Below are 18879 nucleotides of genomic sequence, written 5' to 3'. Positions count from 1 at the left end.
CGGTTGTTTCGGCAACTTGATCGGGGATCGGGTAGTCGGCATGCAGCTGCATGCTTGGGAGCCTTCGTGCGCGTGGAAATGGGCACGAAGGCTTTTTTGTGTCTGAAGAGGGAAAGGAAGGAGACCCCCATCAGCGATCCGCGAATTAATGACCGCATCCGCGTCCCCGAAGTGAGACTTGTGGGCCCCGGCGGCGAACAGGTTGGTGTTGTCCGAGTTGAGGACGCACTCCGCCTGGCTGAAGAGGCCGGTCTTGACCTGGTGGAGGTGGCTCCAGACGCGCGCCCACCGGTGGCAAAGCTGATGGACTATGGGAAAGCTAAGTACGAGGCCGCACAGAAGGCACGCGATGCGCGCCGGAACCAGGCCAACACTCAGCTGAAGGAAATTCGTTTCCGCCTCAAGATTGACGATCACGACTTTGAGGTGAAAAAGGGACACGTAGTGCGGTTCTTGAACCAGGGGGACAAGGTCAAAGTAATGATCATGTTCCGCGGTCGGGAACAGTCGCGCCCCGAAGCGGGAATCCGCCTGCTGCAACGTCTCGCGGAAGAGGTGGGGGAACTGGCCACAGTTGAGTCCCTGCCCCGTCAGGACGGACGCAACATGACCATGGTGCTCGCCCCGACCCGTCGCAAGTCCGACGCCCTGACCGATCAGCGAGCTCGACGCCAAGCTGAACGCGACGCCCGGCGTCAGAAGCACGAAGAACGGGCACAAAAAGACGCCCAACGTAAAAACCAGAGCTAAGGCCGACCAACCGACCAGGTTGAGCCACCGCGCAATGGAATAACAAGGAATAGAAAAATGCCGAAGAACAAGACCCACTCGGGAGCCAAGAAGCGTTTCCGTACCACCGGATCCGGAAAGCTCATGCGGGAGAAGGCGGGCAAGCGCCACCTCCTGGAGCACAAGTCCAGCCGTCGGAAGCGTCGGCTCAGCGGTGACACCACGGTAGCGCGACCGGACCTCAAAGAGGTTCGTCAGCTGCTCGGCAAGTAAGACGAGGAGATTGATCAACAATGGCACGAGTGAAACGTTCTGTAAACGCTAAGAAGAAGCGTCGCGTCGTTCTAGAGCAGGCCTCCGGTTACCGGGGCCAGCGCTCCCGTCTGTACCGCAAGGCCAAGGAGCAGGTCACCCACTCGATGGTGTACTCCTACCGGGATCGTCGCAATAAGAAGCGCGATTTCCGCCGCCTGTGGATCCAGCGGATCAACGCTGCCTCCCGCGCGAACGGTCTGACCTACAACCGCTTCATCCAGGGCCTGAACCTGGCTGGAGTCGAGGTGGACCGGCGGATGCTGGCCGACCTGGCCGTCAACGACCCGCAGGTCTTTGCCGCGCTGGTAGCGCAGGCCAAGGCTGCCCTGCCGGCTGACGTCAACGCCGCCAAGACTGCCTAGTCAGAACTGATGAGCGAGCGCCTTCCCGTGCTGGCCAACCCCCGCTCCGATCGGATGCGGACGGTGGCTTCGCTGGGGAGGCGCTCGTTTCGTCTGCGCAAGGGCCTGCTGCGGGTCGAAGGCCCCCAGGCCGTGCGGGAACTGCTGCGGTTCCGCCCCGATCACGTGACCGACGTCTACGCCACCGAGACGGCCCAGGCCCGCTCGGCCGACGTCTGGCAGCAGGCCCGGGAGGTCACCCGCTGGCACCACGAGGTCAGCGACGAGGTGGCCGAGGCGGTGGCTCCGGACGCTCAGGGAATCTTCGCGGTGGCGCATCTGGCCGCCGTTGGGGGCGACCCCTACCAGGCAGAGCTGGAGCGACCCCTGGTGGTGCTGCCCAGCACCCAGGATCCGGGTAACGCCGGGGTCATCATTCGCAGCGCTGACGCGTTTGGGGCGGGCGGCGTGATTACCTGCGTGGGGACGGTGGACCTGACCAGTCCGAAGGTGATCCGCTCCTCAGCCGGTTCCATCTTTCACCTGCCGCTGGCCCAGGGGCAGGACTTTGCCGAGGCGCTGGCTCGGCTGCGCGCCGACGGGCGCCAAATTCTGGGCACCAGCGGCGCCGACGGGGCGATCGAGGCGGGAACGCTGGATCTGAGTCGCCCGCACGCCTGGCTGATGGGCAACGAAGCCCAAGGGTTGTCCGCCGGCGAGGCGGCCGCCTGCGACCAACTGGTCCGGATCGACATGACCGGCGCTGCCGAATCGCTTAATGTGGGGGTAGCCTCGGGGATCTGCCTCTACCTGTCTCAGCTGGCTCGCTCCACCTAGGCCGAGCGGAAAGGACGCCACCATGAAGCTTAGTGACCTCACCGAAGGACAGATCATTGCGAGTTTCCAGGGGCTGATCCCGCGCGGCAACTTCACCGACCTGGGTTCTGGGGATGACTGCGCTGTCGTCCGCGCCCCCGGGGGAAGGTTCGTGGTCACCACCGACGTGCTGGTCGCGGGGCAGCATTTCCGGCTGGACTGGTCCTCGCCCGAGCAGATCGGGGCCCGCGCTGCCGCGCAAAACCTAGCTGACATTGCGGCCATGGGCGCCGAGCCAACCGCGCTGGTGGTCTCCCTGGTGCTGCCCGGCGACCTGGAACTGGACTGGCTGACCCGGATGGTGGCGGGGATGGCCGGTGAGGTGCGCCCGACCGGGGCCGGAATCGTCGGCGGAGATTTGGCGGTGGGCGACCAGTTGGTGATTGCCGTGACCGCTCACGGACACGTGGGGGAGCGGCCGATCACCCGAGCGGGAGCTCGCCCCGGCGACACGGTGGCGGTGGTGGGAACCCTGGGCCGTTCCGCCGCGGGGCTGGCCGCCCTCAGCCGGGGCCTGGTGGCTCCGGAACTGGTGGGCAGCGCCATCCCGGAAACGTTCCGCGAAGCCGTCTCCACCTACCGGGTGCCAAAACCGCCGCTGCGGGCCGGCCGACTCGCCGCTGAACGCGGAGCCACCGCGATGATGGATGTTTCCGACGGGCTGGTGCTGGACGCGACCCGCCTGGCGGAAGCCTCCGGGGTCCACATTGACCTGTCCGCCACAGCCCTTGGACCGGATCGTCTGGCACTGAGCGCCGCCGGAGAGGCGCTTGGCACCGACCCGATGACCTGGGTGCTGACCGGCGGGGAGGACCACGCACTGCTGGTCACCTTCCCCGCCCACGTGCTGGTGACCGATCCGTTCCGCGCCATCGGCACTGTCGGGGCGATCGGGGTCGACCCGAGTCTCGGTCCGCGCGTCACCCTGGAGGGCCGGCCCATCACCGGCGGCTGGGACCACTTCCACCAGTCCTGAGTCCGAGTGGGCGCTGAGGATGCCAAAAAGCTCGGGCAGCGCTGGGCTACCCGAGCTTTCAGTCCCGTCAAACTTAGGCGGGGCGAACGATCCGATCGCTCTTGATGCACTTGGTGCAAGCGTTGATCTGCTTGGTGGTGCCATTTACCACCGCGCGGACCCGCTGGATGTTCGGGTTGAAACGACGATTGGTGCGGACGTGGGAGTGCGAAACACTCTTGCCGAACATCGGTCCCTTACCGCAGACATCGCATACCGAAGACATAGTGTCCTCCTCTTATCTGTGCCGAAGTCGCGGACGTGCCGCAACGCTACCACTTCATTTCTACCTGCCGCCATGAGACAAGCAGCACGAAGCAACCCCAAAAGACTAGCTGATTTTCCCCGGCAAACGCAACGAAGGGGCCCGGTTTCCAGTGTCGTGTTAGGCACATTACGCCGGGGCGCGGCCGGGGCCGGTCCGAAACGAGTTGTCGGCGAGGCCGATACAATGAAGACTACCGGATCGGCAAAGGGAGGCGCAGGCGTGAAACAGCCACTGGAAACCCCCGCGGCCAACTTCGATCCGCTGGCAGTTCCCGTCAAACTGCGGGTCACGCCCGCCGCCGCCCGGCATCTGGCCAGCCTGGGCATTGAGACGGTGGGGGACGCCCTCAACTACGCTCCGCGCCGGTACTACCACTGGGGGAGACTGACGGCGCTGTCACAGCTGAACGAGGGGGAAGAGATCACCGTCTTGGCCCAGGTGATCTCCGCCCGGTTGGTCCACAACCGCTCCGGCAAGGGGGTCAGGTTCCTGGTCGGCATCACCGACGGATCCTCGGAACTGACCGTGACTTTCTTTGCCCGCAACGAGTACGCGCTCACCCACCACCAGCGGCTCCTGCAACCGGGGGAGACCTTCCTGTTTGCGGGCAAGGTCAGCGAGTACCAGGGGAACCTGCAACTGGTCCAGCCCTCCTTTGAAGAGATTGAGGCGGACAGTGAGCAGTCGGTGGAGCGCCGCCGCGGACGCCCGATCCCCATCTACCGGGCCAAGGCGTCGGTGCCGTCCTGGAAGATCGCGGGGCTGATCGACCAGATTATGGCCACCGTCAACTGGGAGCAGGTGCCCGACCCGCTGGCAGACCCGGACGGGGGACTTGGCCAGCGCCACTCACTCCTCAGTTTGTCCCGCGCCTATCAGTTGCTGCACCAGCCCGAAGACGACACCGACTGGCAAAATGCGCGGCGCACGCTGGCCTGGGTGGAGGCGCTCACCCTGCAGACCAGCCTGCTGCAGCCGCGGGTCCAGGCCGACCTGGCGGGCACCCACCGGTCCCGCCCCCTGGTTCCCGGTCAGGGCGAAGAGCTGGTGGAACGCTTGATCCGGGGCCTGCCGTTCCAGCTGACCGGCGGTCAGCTGCAAGCCTGGCAGCAGATCAGCTCGGACCTGGAGGGAACCTCTCCGATGCAGCGCCTGCTCCAGGCGGACGTGGGTGCCGGGAAAACCGTGGTGGCGTTGCTGGCAATGCTCCGGGCGGTCGAGAACGGGCAGCAGGCCGCACTGCTGGCCCCCACCGAGGTGTTGGCCACCCAGCATTTGGCGTCAATTCAACGATTGCTTGACCTAGCCCAGGTTGAGGTGCCACTCCATCTGCTCACCGGCAGCCAACCCGCCTCGGCGCGAGAGAACACCCTGATGCACCTGGCCGGGGGTGAGCCCAGCCTGGTGGTGGGCACGCACGCGCTAATCCAGGACGGGGTGGAGATCCCCAACCTGTCCGTCCTGGTGGTGGATGAGCAGCACCGCTTCGGCGTGTCCCAGCGTGAGCACCTGCGTCAGGGGCGGGATCCGCGGCCCCACCTGCTGGTGATGACTGCCACCCCGATTCCCCGGACGATCGCCCTGACCGTGTTTGGCGATCTGGACGTGACCGCCATGCGGGAATTGCCGGCGGGACGAACCCCGGTCCAAACCCACCGGGTGCCGCAGGAAAACCCGGTGTGGATGGCCCGGCTTTGGCAGCGGGCCCGGGAAGAAATTGCCGCGGGGGGTCGCGTCTACGTGGTGGTTCCGCGAATTGCCGACGAGGCGGAGCCGGCCGCCCCCGGGGTCCCCCTGCCCAGCGTGGACGCGGTGGCAGCCCAGCTCCGGGCCGAGCCGGCGTTGGCCGGGATCGAAGTTGGCATCGCGCACGGCCAGGCCAAACCGGAGGAGAACGCCCGGGCCCTGGAGCGGTTTGCCCGCGGTGAAGCCCCAATTTTGGTGGCCACCACCGTGGTTGAGGTGGGGGTGGACGTGCCCGAAGCCACCATGATGGTCATCTGGGGGGCTCAGCAGTTCGGCCTCAGTCAGCTGCACCAGCTGCGGGGACGGGTGGGGCGCTCCGATCGGCCCTCCGTCTGCATGCTGGTCCATCCGGTCGCCCTCAACGAGCTGGCGGAGGCGCGTCTACAGGCCCTGGTGGAACACAGTGACGGGTTTGCCCTGGCCGAGGCGGACTTGCGGCTGCGCCAGGAGGGGGACGTGCTCGGGGTGGTTCAGTCCGGGGGCCGATCGAGCCTCCGGTTCCTTTCCGTGCGCCGCGACGGAGCCATCATTGCTGCCGCCCGGACCGAAGCGGAGCGAATCTTGGCCGAAGATCCCCAACTGGAGCAGCATTCGGGATTGGCCCGGGAGGTGGACCGGGTCCGCGGCGACCAGGTGCGCTGGCTGGCCAGCAGTTAGGGGAGAGGCAGATGACCAGAATTGTGGCCGGAACGGCCAAAGGCCGCCAGTTGGCGGTGCCCGCCCAGGGGACCCGACCCACCTCCGCCAAGGTGCGTGAAGCTCTCTTCTCCATGCTTGAGTCGTGGAACCTGGTGCGGGAGCGCCGGGTGTTGGACCTGTTTGCCGGCTCCGGCGCGCTCGCCTTTGAGGCGTTCTCGCGCGGGGCCAGCGAAATCACCCTGGTGGACAAGTCGCGCGGGGCGCAGAAGGTGCTGGCGCAAAATGCGCGCACCGTGGGGGCGTCTTCGGCGCGAATAGTGGCCGGCTCGGCGCAGGCCTTTGTTCGTTCCGCTCGCGCCACCTTCGATCTGGTTTTCGTCGATCCGCCCTACGCCTGGCCGGAGCCGGACCTGACCGACCTGCTGGCGGACCTGCTCGGGCTGTTGGACCCGGACGGCCTAATCGTGGTGGAACGCGATGCCCGCTCGCCCCAGCCGTCCCTGCCGGCCGGATTGGAACTGGAAGCGGAGCGGTCCTGGGGCGACACGCGTGCCTACCTGATCGGGCGCCCGCCGGCGGACCCAGACGCTGACTAATCTGGGCGGCGCACCTGGGGATTCAAGCGGTTTCCCAGGTCCAGCCAGTAGACTGAGTGCATGCCAGTTGCGATTATGCCCGGGACGTTCGATCCACCCACCCGTGGACACCTGAACCTGATTGCCCGCGCAGCCAACTGCTTTGATTCCCTGGTGGTGGCCGTGGGAGAGAACATCAAGAAGACCCCGTGGTTTCCGGTGGAGCGCCGAGTCGAGCTGCTGCAGGCTTCCATCGCACTGGACCTGCCGGAGCTGACTGACCGAATCGAGGTGGCCGCCTACCGCGGGCTGGTGGTGAACTTTGCGGCTACCCGCGGGGCCACCGTCATCGTCAAAGGCGTGCGCGACGGCCTCGATTTGGCGGCTGAGCAGATCCAGGCCACTCACAATCGTGAGCTTGGCGGCTTGGAAACTCTGCTCCTACTGGCCGAACCCCGCTGGCAACACGTGTCCTCTTCCGCGGTGAAAGAACTGGTCACCTGGGAAGTGGACCCACTTCCGTACGTCCCAGCTCCGGTGGCTGCGGCCCTGGCCCACCGAACCTCCTGACCTCCTCGGCTTCCCAGAAAGGAACCTGCCATGCCCGAACGTTATGTTGAACCGTCGGACGATCAACCGCAGACCAGCTCGATCGACCTGTCCGCCCAGGACGCGGTCTACGGTCCCTCCGTCCTGATCGCGGCGCTCGACCAGATTGAGGTGATGGTTGACGAAGCTCGCGCCGTCCCCCTCTCGCCCAACGTCATCGTCAACAAGGCCGGCATCGTGGACCTGCTCTCGCAGGCACGCGAAGCGCTGCCGGAGGACCTGATCGCCGCCGACGCGGTTGTGGCCGACGCGGATGCGGTCCTGGATCGGGCCGACGCCACCGCCGAGGTGACGATCGCCGAGGCCAACGCGAAAGCCAAGTCCATTGTGGAGGAAGCCCGGGAACGGGCCGACCTGATGCTGCGCGAGGCGACCGAAGAGTCCGATCGGAAGGTGGCCCGCGCCCAGGAGGAAGCCAACCAGATTCGCCAGCGGACTCAGGACGACGTGGAGCGAATGGTGGCGGACGCTCGCGCCCAGGCGGAGCAGATGGTGGCCCGCGAGACGGTGCTGGTGCAGGCGGAAGACAAGGCCCGCCAACTTCTCCACGAGGCTCGGACCCAGGCCGGTGACCTCCGCCTCGGGGCCGATGACTACGCGGCCACCACCCTCTCGCAGGTGTCGCAAGTGCTGGCCGACCTAGCCCGAAGGACCGAGGCGGGACGGCGGACCATTGCGGAGCGCTCCGGCTTCGATCGCCCCGACGTGGACCTGCAGCCCTAGCATTTAGCTGCCAGCGTCTTTGGTGGCAACCCCTCCCAGTTCAGACCATACTGGGAGGACAAAACTATGGAGGTTAGCGATGTCCGCGAAGGAACTGCAGATTTCCCTGATTGACCTGCCGGCCGAGGTGGGAGCGCACCTGGAGAAAACTGTCGACTGGGTGGTGCCCTCCGGGTGGAGCACCGGGGTGCTGACCCTGGAAGAGGGCCAGCATCTCCCGGTCACCGTTTCGTTGACCGCCCTCGAAGACGGCGTTTTCGTCCAGGTGTCGGCCCAAGGCCAGCTGGTGGGGGAATGCGTTCGGTGCCTGGACCCGGTGAGCGTGGACTTTTCGGCTGACGCCGGGGACATTTACGTGGAGGGAGAGCGGTCCACCGACCGCAAAGCTCACTCCGGCTCGGCCGACGAAATCGAGGTGGAGGGCGACGACCTGGACCCGGTGAAGGTAATCAACCGGGACACGGTTGATATCGAGCCGCTGCTGCGCGACGCCGTTTTTGCCGACGCCCCCCTTCAACCGGTGTGCGACGAGGATTGCCAGGGGCTGTGCCCGCAGTGCGGCCGCCGAATGGACGAGTTGGAGCCGGGCCACCACCACGAGTTCACCGATCCGCGGTTTGCCGCCCTCGAAGGCTTCTTTGCAGCCGGAGACAACGAGGATGAGTAGAGGCATTTCCGGGGCCCTCAACCAGAACCTGGGTGAACTGCTGGAGCGGTGGGGCACTCCGATTGACCCGGAGCTGCTGGTCACGGCTCTGACCCACCGATCCTTCGCCTACGAGCAGGGCGGACTGGATCATAACGAGCGGCTCGAGTTCCTGGGGGACTCGGTCCTCGGCCTGATCGTCACCGACTGGATTTACCGGCATTTCCCTTCGAAACCGGAAAGTGTCCTCTCCCGCATGCGGATCGCCACCGTGTCCCAGGCTCCGCTGGCCCAGACTGCCCGCGCGCTGGGACTGGGCGACTTCCTGCTGCTCGGGGTGGGGGAGCACAAAACCGGGGGACCGGACAAGGACTCAATCCTGTGCGACGCGCTGGAGGCGCTGATCGGCGCCACCTACCTGTCCACCGGGATGGAGGTCACCCGCCAGGTGGTACTCCAGGCCCTGTCGCCGCTGCTGGAAGAGGTGGAGTCGCTGGCCCAAACCACCGACTGGAAGACCCGGCTGCAGGAGTACATTGCCAGCTCGCCCTACCGCGACTACCAGTACCAGGTGGATGCGTCCGGGCCCGACCACCGACGCCAGTTTGCGGTCACGGTCCTGGTCGACGGCCAACCCACGGGACGAGCCAGCGCCTCATCGCGCAAACACGCCGAGAATTTGGCGGCCCGCGACACCCTGGTCCAACTGGTGGGGCCCGAGGTGGACCCGACCGTCTCCGTCCTGCCTTCCGATCGGTGAGTCATGCCCGAACTGCCTGAAGTTGAGACTATTTCCTCCGGGCTGGCTCGGCGGATCGTGGGTCGGACCGTCACCGAAGTGGTGGGCGACCAGTCCCGCCTGTTCCGCCACAACCCGGACGGGTGGGAGACGGTGAGCCGGGCGCTCCTGCATCGCGAAATTGGCGCGGTGGGGCGGCGCGGGAAGTTCTTCTGGCTGGCACTTGCCCCGCAGGACCAGGTCGGGGACGGGACCCGGTGCCTGGTGATCCACCTGGGGATGTCCGGGCAAGTGCACGCTCAGTTGGCGGGATACTCAGTCCCCTGGGGGCACAAGCACGAACACCTGTGGGTTGGCTTGGATAACGACGCGTCCCTCAGTTTTGTCGACCAACGCCAGTTCGGGCACCTGACCGTTTCCCGCCTCGAACCCGCCGGCCCCGCCCTGATTCCGGGCGCTATCCGCCACATTGCTCCCGATCCGCTGGAGGCGGCCTTCGACCTGGTTGCGGTGACCGAGCGGGCGCGCCGATCCAACCGGACCGTCAAATCCCTGCTGCTTGACCAGGGGCTCGTCTCCGGGATTGGCAACATTTACGCCGACGAAACCCTGTTCCGATCCCGCTGGCCGGGTTGGACCCGAGGACGGGAACTGTCCGTGGACGACTGGGCTCAGGTGTTTGCCCACGCCCGCCAAATCCTGACCGAGGCCATCGCCGCCGGGGGCACCTCGTTCGACGAACTCTACGTCAACGTGGAGGGCGATCCGGGTTACTTCTCTCGGTCGCTGGCGGTTTACGGCCGCGAGGGAAAGCCGTGCCCGGGGTGTGGCCAACCGATTGAACGAATTGTGCTCGAAAAACGCAGCCACTTTTACTGCCCGTCGTTTTGCGGGGAAGCGCCACCGGCGAAAGTCCCAGAGAGCGGCAATTTCCAGTAACATAGCACTGTGAGTGAAATGAACGCGGGGACCCCTGAGTCCCGGATTCGGGTAATGATTGTTGACGACCATGAGATCGTGCGTCGGGGAATTGCGGAGATCATTGACCGCGAATCCGACCTCGAGGTGGTGGCCGAGGCCGGAACGGTAGAAGATGCCATTCGCCGCGCCTCCCTGGTCAAGCCGGATGTGATCCTGGTGGATCTGCAGTTGCCGGACGGGACCGGGGTGGACATCATGAAGAGCCTGAGTGAATCGAACCCGCAGATCCGCTCGGTCGTCCTGACCTCGTTTGACGACGACAACGCCCTGAGTGAGTCGGTGGCCGCGGGGGCGCGCGCCTTCATCCTGAAGACCGTCCGCAGCGGCGAAATCACCGACGTGGTTCGCGACGTGGCGGCCGGTCGGGTCCTGCTGGATGAGCGGACCATGACCCGGCGCCGGGGCGAAATTGACGATCCGACGGTGAACCTGACCCCGACTGAGCGCAAGGTCATTGAGCTGATTGGCGACGGGATGTCCAACCGAGAGATCGGGGACAGCCTTGGAATCGCCGAGAAGACGGTGAAGAATCACATTACTTCGCTGCTGGCCAAGATGGGCCTCCAGCGCCGGACCCAGGTGGCTGCCTGGGTGGCCTCGCAGCGGTCGGCCGCCTGGCGCAGCGGCGCCAAGTAGAGTTGGGCCGAGCCCCCACTCGCCGCGGATGAATCCGGGCCGGGGGGGGGGTCGATGCTATTCCGGCCCTGTTCCGCTGGCTATTTCGCTGGCTATTTCACTAGCAGCGGGACCCGCCAGACGACCGAGGTTCCCCGCCCACGCGGACCCATCCCAACGGCGAAGCTACCCCCGCGGTAGGCGGCCCGGTTGCCCATGTTGGCAATTCCGGAGCTGCGATTCCGCGACAGGTTGATCCCGCGCCCGTCATCAATCACCGAGACCAGCAGTTCCCCCACGGGGGCCCGACCGTTGACGCTCACTTCAATTTTGACCGAGCGGGCCCCGGCGTGACGGGCCACGTTGGATAGGGCCTCGCGAATGGTGGCGATGGCGTCCTCGGCCAGTTCCTCCCCAACCCGGCGGGTCAGCTCGGCCGATCGCTCAGCCCAGGTGTCGCTGCCTGCCTCCAAGATGTGTCCATCCAGCTCCAAAATCAGCGACGGGGCGAAGCCGAGCACACGGCGGGACCGGGAGGCCTCCTGCTCAAGCTGCTCGACAAAGGTCTGGCGCTCCTCGGTGTCCTTCAGCCCGCTGACCACCTGACGAATCTGACCAACGGCGTCCTCCAGACTGACGATGGCCCCGCGCAGTTCCTCGGCGATCCGCCGGTTGGAGTAGCGGCCTTCCTCCACCTCGGCCCGCAGCTTGTCCAACTGCATCCCGGTGGCGAACAGTAGTTGGATTCCGAGATCGTGCAGGTCCCGTCCGATCCGGTCGCGCTCCTCCAGCATCAGGGCCACCGACTGGGCCTGGCGCCCCTGGGCCAGTTCCAACGACAGCGAAATGGTGGCGGCAAAGTTCTGAATGTGCGGCAGGTGCTCGCCGGAAAACGACGGTGCCTCCGGGGCGCGAAGCAGCAGCATCGCTCCCACCGTCTCATCCCCGGCCAAGAGGGGAAAAACCAGGCCGGAGCCGTACTGGGCCAAGGCCCCGAGGGGATCGTGCACCAGTTGACTGTAGGCCGGGGCGCACTGGCCCTCCCCGCGGGCGAAAGCCTCCCGGGTCAGCTCGGTGATCTCCAGCGGCATCCCGATGAAGCGGGCGGTGTCTTCCCCAGCGGTGAACTCGCAGGCCAGCTCCCGGTTGATTGAGGGGAGGAACAGCAGGGCGCCGACGGCGCTCCCACCGCGCAGGGCCAACTCCGTGGCCAAAGACAGGGATTCCTCCTCGTCCAGGTCCGCCACCACCGCCTGGGTGAACTCGCGGGTGACCGGCCCCCAACTCAGCCGTAGCTGGCGGGCCGTAGCCAACTGCCAGGCCTGGATGCCGGCTCGAACGATCTGGTTGAACCGGTACCACAGGTCAGAATCAACCGGCTCAGAGTAGGCGAGCAGCACCAGCAGGTCGGCGCCCGGATGCAGTTCGCGGGTAATCCCATCGGTGAAGGTGGGCCAGAGTGCCGACGGTGACTCCTGCCGGTCGGCCAGGGCGTGAAGTTCATCAGCGCCGAGCCCGTGACTGGCCAGGGGCACCCAGTTGGAGTCGCAGACCGCGGCCCGGGTGGAGCCGGTGACCTGGCCGCTCAGGTCCACAATTGCTTCCGCCATTTGCGCCGGAGTCTCGCAGTTTGCAGCTGCGAGTAAGAAGTCCAGCAGAGTGGTGGTTGCGGGTGGGGAAACGGTCACTTTTCTTGCTCCAATGCCCAACGATAATAGGACGAATTGTTGAGTAGTTCTTCATGGGTTCCGACCTTCACTACTCTAGCGGGTGCATCGCCATTGTCTGGAGCCGGCTCCACCAGCAAAATGCGGTCGGCCAGTGCCAATTCGGAGAGGCGATGGGTGACCACCACCACGCCGCGGTCCTTCCCGGTTCCCGCCAGCAGCTCGTGCAAAATCTCCTGAGCCGTCTGGGAATCCAAGTGTTCACCAGGCTCGTCCAGCAGCATCAGGGGGGCGGGGGCAGCCAGGGCGCGGGCCAGTAGCAGGCGTCGGCGCTCGCCGCCGGAAATGCTGGTAGGGGTCAGTAATGTGTCCAATCCATCAGGCAGAGCCTCCAGCCAGAGCCGCAGACCCATCCGACCAATTAGGTCCTGCGCCTCTTCCCGGGTCAACTTCGGATTTGCCACCCGCAAATTCTCAAAGACGGTCGTGCCGAAAATATGGGCATCCTCGGTGGTCAAACTAACTACGGAGGTGAACTGGTCCCGATCCGCGCCCCAGGTCGCAGCGCCGTTGAGCTGGCAGAGCCCGCCCCTGGGCGCCAACATGCCGGCCAGCGTGTACAGGAGCGTGGTCTTTCCGATCCCGGACGGTCCAACGATGGCGGTGGTGGTGCCCGGTTTCAGCTCCAAGGAGACCCCTTCGGCCACGACCGGGTGGCCCGGCCAGCCCACAGCCAGATCCTGAGCCACCAGGGTGGCACCGGCCGGAACGGTGTGCACCGGCCGCTCGGGCTCGTCCTCCGGGCCGAGCAGGTCCACGATCCGGCGAGCGGCCTGGGCGGAGCGGACCAACTGGGCGGCCGCCGGAGCCAACTCGGCGGTCCCCTCGAACGCCGAGAGCGGGGTCAGGACCAGGACGGCGAAGGCAACGGCAGCCAGTGTCGTCGCCCCCACCTCGGGAGTGGCCACCAGCAGCACGCCGACCACGGCCAGCCCCATGGCCACCCGATCCAGCGCGGTGCCGAGGGCGGCGGGCCGGTCGGCGGCGGCGCGGGCCCGGTTGATCCGGTGGGTGACGGCTCCCAGTTGGGCCTGAAGGGCGGGCAGTTGCCCGGAGACCCGGAGCTCGTCGGCCCCGTCCATGATGGTCATGGCGCTGACGGCCAGGTCCCGCTGTGACTCCAGTTCGGCCGCCTCCGCTGCACGGGTGGACCGCATCGTCAGCAGGGGAACCACCACCCCCGAGACCAGCAGCATGGCGGCCAGAATCACGGCGGCCGGGACGGAGAGGAAGGCGAAGCCAACCACGGTGCCCAGGCCGACGATCAGCGCCACCAGGGCGGGCAGCAGCGACTTCACGACGAAGTCGCCAACCGTGTCCACGTCCGCGCCGGTGCGGTTCAGCAGGTCGCCGCGCTGCAGGCGGGCCACCCGTTCAATCGGGCCGGCCACCAGCAGATCGTAGATGCCCAGGCGCAGGCGATCCATCCCGTCGAGGGCCACCTGGTGGCTGGCCAGACGTTGCAGGTAGCGGAACAGGGCGCGGCTAATCCCGAAGAAGCGGACGGAGGTGGCCGCGATGGTCAGGGTGAGTACCGGGGGCATCTGGGAGGCCCGCGCGATCAGCCAGGCCGAGGTGGCCGCCAGGGCCACGGCGGCACCCAGCCCACACACTCCCAGCAGCAGCGAGAGCGCGAACCCTCCCGGGCGAATCTGCAGCAGCTTCAGGACTCGACGCAGAGCCCGCAGGTCTTCTTTCATCGGTGGGCCTCCGCCTCGGTTAGGGCTCGGGGATCCAGGAACCCGGGCATTTCGACGGGAATGACCTGACCGGTCCAACTGGAGGCCAGCTGGGGGTAGCGGTCCATTTCCTCCTCGGTTGCCGGCGCGGACTGCACTTGGATCACCCGGTCGGCCACCCCCAGCACAGCCGCCCGGTGCGCAATCACCAGGACGGTGGTGCCGCGGGATCTCAGTGCCGCCAGGATCTGCACGATCTGATCCTCGCTGAGGGCGTCCAGGTGCGCGGTGGGTTCGTCCAGCACCAGCAGCGGTGGACGAACCAGCAGCGCCCGGGTGAGGGCGAGGCGTTGGCGCTGACCAACTGAGAGCCCGAGGCCGCCGAGCCCAAGCGGCGTCTCCCACCCGAGGGCGAGGGAAGCGAGAACCTGGTCAAACCCGGTTAGGCGGGCCGCCTCGTCCAACTCTTCGACCGAGGCTACGGGGGAGACGTTTTCCCGGATGGTGCCTGGCACCAGGGTGGGGGACTGCGGCACCCACGAGAGTTGACGCCAGAGGGACGGCAGGTTGATCCGGGACAGCGGGACCGAACCGATCAGCACCTGCCCGCGGGTGGGCGGCTCCAGTCCGAGCAGGGCCGCGACCGCCGTCGATTTGCCGGCACCGGAGGGGCCCGCCAGCGCGGTGATCTGGCCCGGTTCAACCACTTCGGTCAGCTCAGCGGGAGCCCAGGCGCCACGTGCGGCCACCGAAACGCCGTCAAACACTAGTCGGGTCCGGGTCAGGTCCGGTGCCGGCTCGTCCCCGGACGGCGGGGGCGTCTGCTCCAGAATCTCAAAGCACGAGTTGGCGGCGGCCACCCCGTTGGCTGAGGCGTGGAACTGGGCCCCCACCTGACGCAGCGGTTCGAAGACTTCGGGGGCCAGCATGATGATCACCAGGCCGGTGGCCAGCGGGATGTTGCCAGCCACCATCCGGAAACCCACCTGGACGGCCACCAGTGCCACCGACAGGGTGGCCAGAAACTCCAGGACCCCGCCCGAAAGGAAAGCGATCCGCAGGGTCTGCATGGTGGCCTTCGTGTTGCGGCCGGACAGGTCCACCAGGGCGGTCCGAGGGCCACGTTCGCGTCCGAGCGCCCGGAGGGTGGGCAGGCCGGTCAGCAGGTCCAGCAACTGACTGCCGAGGCGTTCCATAGCCGCCAGTTTGGTGGCGGAGGCGGATTGGGTTAGGCGGCCAATCAGGATCATGAAGATCGGGATCAGCGGAATGGTCACCAGGGCCACCAGGGCGGACCAGAAGTCCAGCAGCAAAATGGCGACCAGGGTGGCCGGGGTGACCGTCATTACCAGCAGCAGCTGAGGAAGGAACCGAACGAAGTAGGGGCCCAGATCGTCAAGCCCGCGGGTGACCAGGGTGACCGTGTTCGACCCGTGGGTGGCACGCCAGCGCGGACCGAGCGCCACCGCGTGGTTTACCACCTGTTCGCGCAGTTCGGCCACGGTCTGGTCAGCCGCCCGGTGGGCGCGCGATTCGCGCAGGTAGAGCAGGAGCCCGCGGGCCAGAATCACCAGCGCCAGCCACCCGACGGTCGGCATGATCTCTGCCAGGGTGGCGCTGCGGGTGATCACCGGGCTGGCTGCCCCCGAGATGAGGAAGGCCTGGCCGATTACCAGGGCTGCCATCAGGGTGCCAAGAAGGGCAATTTCAAGGATGTAGCGACGAGCACTGCGGGCATACCGCAGCAGCCTCGGGTCCAAGGGTTTCACCCCTTCATTGTCTCAGACCGGGCCGAAGAGGGCAGGGGAGGAGCGGGGGCTGCCCGACAGTGCGCCGGGCCGGTTAGCACTGTGCCCCCCATCGAGTTGGTGAGGGGCACAGGCCGGTTAGATGCTAACTACTGCTTGCCGGTCAGGAAGTTCGCACCCAGGCGAATTTTCGCGGGCCACAGGCCCGAATCCGGCGTCACATCCCGGTGGCCAACTCGGTCGCGGAAGACCCAGTAGGACCAGAGGGTGTAGGCCAGCACGATCGGCACCAGGACCACGGCGACAATGGTCATCACGGTCAGGGTTCCGTTCGTTGAGGAGGCCAGCGGAATTGTCAGGGAGTACTCGGGTGCAATCGCAGACTTCATGACGTTCGGAGCCATGGCGGAGAAGATCCACGCCACCGCGCTGGCAATCCCGATCGCGGAGGCGGCAAACGCCTTCCCAGGGCTGCGCAGGGCCGGCTGCGAGAACGCGGCCGAGGTGATCAGGGCCAGCGCCGCAATCACGAGCGGGATCCAGGCCAGCACGTTCGCGCTGTAGGCGAACTGTCCCCAGACCACCCAGACGGCAGCGAGCAGCGTCGCCACCACCGAGACCGGCCCGGCCAAGCGATTGGCCCGCTCCGCCACCAACCCGTCCGTCTTCAGCGAGACGAACTGGATTCCGTGGGACAGGCAAACCAGCAGCAGCATCACGCCGCCCAGCAGGGTGAAGGGGGTGAACAGGGAGAAGAACCCGCCGGTCAGGTTGTAGACCGTGGTGCCGTCCCCGGCCACAGCGGCCACCTGCTCGGGCGGAATAATGGCGCCCGTCAGGCGGTTCTGCGCCTCAATCTGCATCCCTTGAACCAGGTTCGAGAAGGCCACGCCGAGCACCAGGGGCACCCCGAACGAAGCGACCGTCTGGAACCAGTCCCAGTTGGCCCGCCACCGCTCAGAGCGGAGCTTTGACCGCCACTCAATGGCGGTGATCCGCACGATCAGCAGCACCAGAATCAGGAACAGCGCCAGATACATGCCTGAGAACATGGTCGCGTACCAGGCCGGGAAGGCGGCGAACGTCGCGCCCCCGGCGGTCAGCAGCCAAACTTCGTTCCCGTCCCAGTGCGGGCCGATGCTTCGCACCAGCTGGGTCCGTTCCCGATCGTTCTTGGCCGCGATGGGGAGCAGCATGCCGACGCCGAAGTCAAAGCCTTCCAGCACCAGGTACACGGTCCACAGGACCGCAATCAGAATGAACCAAAGAATACTGAGGAATTCCATTTATCTCTCCCTCTCAGTAGCCAAAGACGAGGGCGTCGTCCTGGCTGGACTTGGTTCCGTCGTCGGCGGTGCCCTTGTCGCCGTCGTGGACCCCCTCCAGCACGTATCGCCGCATGAGCAGGTACCAAACCACGCCGAGGGCCGCGTACAGCACGGTGAACAGGATCAGGGTGGTTAGGGTTTGCCAGGCCGGCACCGCGGTCGAGATGCCCAAGTCCGTCATCATCAGCACTTGGGAGACCGGGTCTCCGCCCTCAATGGCACTGAGGTTTGGATGCACCACCCAGGGTTGGCGGCCCACTTCGGTGAAGATCCAGCCGGCGGAGGCCGCGATAAACGGCATCGGCAGGCAGATCAGCGCAAAGGTGCCGAGTCTCTTCGAGGTCGGGACCCGTCCTCCTCGGGTGGCGACCAGTCCCCAAATAGCCAGGATGGCCGAGAAGGCTGCCAACCCGATCATGATGCGGAAGGACCAGAAGACGACCATCTGAGGCGGAATGAACTCGTACTGGGAGGCGTCGCCGTACTGGGCGACAAACGCCTCGTTCTGGTTCAGCATTTCCACGAAGCGTTCCTGAATGTCAGCGACGCCTTCGACTTCGGCGCTGAACGAGTTGGTGGCCATGAACGAGGCCACACCGGGAACGGTGAGGAGCCGGGTTGGTTCGCCGCTGCCATCCAGCGGGCAGGAACCGAACTGGGCCACGGTGAAGGCGGCCCCCTCGGTGTCCATGCAAATGCCCTCGGCGGCGGCCATCTTGGCCGGCTGGAACTTGACCATTTCCTGGCCTTGGAAGTGACCGGTCGTGACGGTTCCAAGCCCGCCAATGATCACGACGAGCAGGCCGAAGCGGGTGATGGGCAGCCAGACGTTGCGCGCCTCATTCATCCCGGATTCACCGCCTTCGCGGGCGGAGCGAGTCATCCACCAGATGGCGATGCCGGCAATAAAGGTGCCGGTCAGCAGCCAGGAGGAGGTGATGACGTGCGAGAAGGTCAGCCACGTCATTGGGCTGGTGAGGAGTGAGAGGAACCCGGAGGTGCCGTCGAGTTCGGCTCGACCGGTGGCCGGGTTAAAGACTGCCCCCAGCGGATGTTGCATCCACGAGTTGGCAATCAGGATCCACAGTGCTGAGAGGTTCACCCCGATGGTGACCATCCAGATCATTGCTAGGTGCAGGCCCTTGGAGATTCGGCCCCAACCAAAGATCCACAGTCCCAGGAAGGTGGACTCAAGGAAGAAGGCCAGCAGTGCTTCAATTGCCAGCGGCGCCCCGAAGATATCGCCGACGTATCGGGAGTATTCGGACCAGTTCATGCCGAACTGGAACTCTTGGACGATGCCGGTGGCAACCCCCAAAGCGAAGTTGATCAGCAATAGTTTGCCGAAGAAACGAGTTGCTTTGAGCCATGCCTCATTGCCGGTACGGTGCCAAATAGTCTGCATGATGGCAACGCCAAGTGAGAGCCCGATGGTAAGCGGAACCAGGATGAAATGGTAAACGGTCGTGATCGCAAACTGCCACCGTCCCAGCGCGACAGGATCTAATACTGTCGGCAGGATTTCCATGTATTTCGCCTTTCGATAAAGTGCCGTTGGGAGCCCCTCCGGCGCAAAAACT

19 protein-coding genes are annotated in these 18879 nt (G+C 65.9%); 13 read left to right on the top strand and 6 right to left on the bottom strand.

What is annotated here, in order from left to right:
- Positions 1 to 78: 78 nt before the first annotated feature.
- The 5 genes from infC to SAC06_RS06750 are packed head-to-tail and all read left to right on the top strand — an operon-like array spanning position 79 to position 3237.
- Complete coding sequence (gene infC / locus SAC06_RS06770; protein ID WP_350259168.1) at positions 79 to 750, top strand: translation initiation factor IF-3; 672 nt, start codon at positions 79 to 81, stop codon at positions 748 to 750.
- Positions 751 to 807: 57 nt separating this feature from the next.
- The gene (gene rpmI, locus SAC06_RS06765; RefSeq protein ID WP_350257547.1) at positions 808 to 1002 is read left to right on the top strand and encodes a 50S ribosomal protein L35; all 195 of its coding nucleotides are present in this window, start codon (positions 808 to 810) and stop codon (positions 1000 to 1002) included.
- 20 nt (positions 1003 to 1022) lie between these two features.
- Positions 1023 to 1406, top strand: a complete 384-nt coding sequence (rplT, locus tag SAC06_RS06760; RefSeq protein ID WP_350257546.1) for a 50S ribosomal protein L20 — start codon at positions 1023 to 1025, stop codon at positions 1404 to 1406.
- 9 nt (positions 1407 to 1415) lie between these two features.
- Positions 1416 to 2222 (top strand): RNA methyltransferase, encoded by an 807-nt coding sequence (locus SAC06_RS06755; protein WP_350257545.1) that lies wholly within the window; start codon positions 1416 to 1418, stop codon positions 2220 to 2222.
- Between the two features lie 22 nt (positions 2223 to 2244).
- Entirely contained in the window at positions 2245 to 3237 is a 993-nt protein-coding gene (locus tag SAC06_RS06750) for a thiamine-phosphate kinase (protein ID WP_350257544.1), read from the top strand.
- 73 nt (positions 3238 to 3310) lie between these two features.
- On the opposite strand, the gene rpmB is transcribed toward SAC06_RS06750, so the two are convergent.
- Positions 3311 to 3502: a 50S ribosomal protein L28 gene (rpmB, locus tag SAC06_RS06745; protein ID WP_350257543.1), complete on the bottom strand. Its 192-nt coding sequence runs from the start codon at positions 3500 to 3502 to the stop codon at positions 3311 to 3313.
- Positions 3503 to 3763: 261 nt separating this feature from the next.
- Between rpmB and SAC06_RS06740 the strand changes: the two genes are divergently transcribed.
- The 8 genes from SAC06_RS06740 to SAC06_RS06705 all read left to right on the top strand — a co-directional run bounded on the left by SAC06_RS06740 (position 3764) and on the right by SAC06_RS06705 (position 10838).
- Positions 3764 to 5947, top strand: a complete 2184-nt coding sequence (locus SAC06_RS06740; protein WP_350257542.1) for an ATP-dependent DNA helicase RecG — start codon at positions 3764 to 3766, stop codon at positions 5945 to 5947.
- A gap of 11 nt (positions 5948 to 5958) precedes the next feature.
- Positions 5959 to 6525 (top strand): 16S rRNA (guanine(966)-N(2))-methyltransferase RsmD, encoded by a 567-nt coding sequence (gene rsmD, locus SAC06_RS06735; RefSeq protein WP_350257541.1) that lies wholly within the window; start codon positions 5959 to 5961, stop codon positions 6523 to 6525.
- Between the two features lie 60 nt (positions 6526 to 6585).
- Positions 6586 to 7074 carry a pantetheine-phosphate adenylyltransferase gene (gene coaD, locus SAC06_RS06730; protein ID WP_350257540.1) on the top strand — a complete coding sequence of 163 codons (489 nt, stop codon included), beginning with the start codon at positions 6586 to 6588 and terminating at the stop codon, positions 7072 to 7074.
- 30 nt (positions 7075 to 7104) lie between these two features.
- Positions 7105 to 7836, top strand: a complete 732-nt coding sequence (locus SAC06_RS06725; protein WP_350257539.1) for an ATP synthase F0 subunit B — start codon at positions 7105 to 7107, stop codon at positions 7834 to 7836.
- A gap of 79 nt (positions 7837 to 7915) precedes the next feature.
- Entirely contained in the window at positions 7916 to 8503 is a 588-nt protein-coding gene (locus tag SAC06_RS06720) for a YceD family protein (protein WP_350257538.1), read from the top strand.
- The gene (gene rnc / locus SAC06_RS06715; RefSeq protein ID WP_350257537.1) at positions 8496 to 9242 is read left to right on the top strand and encodes a ribonuclease III; all 747 of its coding nucleotides are present in this window, start codon (positions 8496 to 8498) and stop codon (positions 9240 to 9242) included. The genes SAC06_RS06720 and rnc overlap by 8 nt, the downstream gene beginning before the upstream one ends.
- Before the next feature lie 3 nt (positions 9243 to 9245).
- On the top strand, positions 9246 to 10160 hold the full coding sequence (mutM, locus tag SAC06_RS06710; RefSeq protein WP_350257536.1) for a bifunctional DNA-formamidopyrimidine glycosylase/DNA-(apurinic or apyrimidinic site) lyase: 915 nt from the start codon (positions 9246 to 9248) through the stop codon (positions 10158 to 10160).
- Positions 10161 to 10214: 54 nt separating this feature from the next.
- The gene (locus SAC06_RS06705) at positions 10215 to 10838 is read left to right on the top strand and encodes a response regulator transcription factor (protein WP_350259167.1); all 624 of its coding nucleotides are present in this window, start codon (positions 10215 to 10217) and stop codon (positions 10836 to 10838) included.
- Positions 10839 to 10930: 92 nt separating this feature from the next.
- On the opposite strand, the gene SAC06_RS06700 is transcribed toward SAC06_RS06705, so the two are convergent.
- The 5 genes from SAC06_RS06700 to SAC06_RS06680 all read right to left on the bottom strand — a co-directional run bounded on the left by SAC06_RS06700 (position 10931) and on the right by SAC06_RS06680 (position 18827).
- On the bottom strand, positions 10931 to 12427 hold the full coding sequence (locus tag SAC06_RS06700; RefSeq protein WP_350257535.1) for a GAF domain-containing sensor histidine kinase: 1497 nt from the start codon (positions 12425 to 12427) through the stop codon (positions 10931 to 10933).
- Positions 12428 to 12501: 74 nt separating this feature from the next.
- Positions 12502 to 14244, bottom strand: a complete 1743-nt coding sequence (cydC, locus tag SAC06_RS06695) for a thiol reductant ABC exporter subunit CydC (RefSeq protein WP_350257534.1) — start codon at positions 14242 to 14244, stop codon at positions 12502 to 12504.
- Positions 14241 to 15992 (bottom strand): thiol reductant ABC exporter subunit CydD, encoded by a 1752-nt coding sequence (gene cydD, locus SAC06_RS06690; protein WP_350257533.1) that lies wholly within the window; start codon positions 15990 to 15992, stop codon positions 14241 to 14243. The genes cydC and cydD overlap by 4 nt, the downstream gene beginning before the upstream one ends.
- A 128-nt stretch (positions 15993 to 16120) precedes the next feature.
- The gene (cydB, locus tag SAC06_RS06685) at positions 16121 to 17257 is read right to left on the bottom strand and encodes a cytochrome d ubiquinol oxidase subunit II (protein ID WP_350257532.1); all 1137 of its coding nucleotides are present in this window, start codon (positions 17255 to 17257) and stop codon (positions 16121 to 16123) included.
- A gap of 13 nt (positions 17258 to 17270) precedes the next feature.
- Positions 17271 to 18827 carry a cytochrome ubiquinol oxidase subunit I gene (locus SAC06_RS06680; protein WP_350257531.1) on the bottom strand — a complete coding sequence of 519 codons (1557 nt, stop codon included), beginning with the start codon at positions 18825 to 18827 and terminating at the stop codon, positions 17271 to 17273.
- Between the last annotated feature and the right edge of the window lie 52 nt (positions 18828 to 18879).

The organism is Scrofimicrobium sp. R131 (assembly GCF_040256745.1).
Classification (GTDB): Bacteria; Actinomycetota; Actinomycetes; order Actinomycetales; family Actinomycetaceae; genus Scrofimicrobium; species Scrofimicrobium appendicitidis.
The sequence above is the reverse complement of the archived record's forward strand: the minus strand, read 5'-3'. Positions and strand labels throughout refer to the sequence as shown.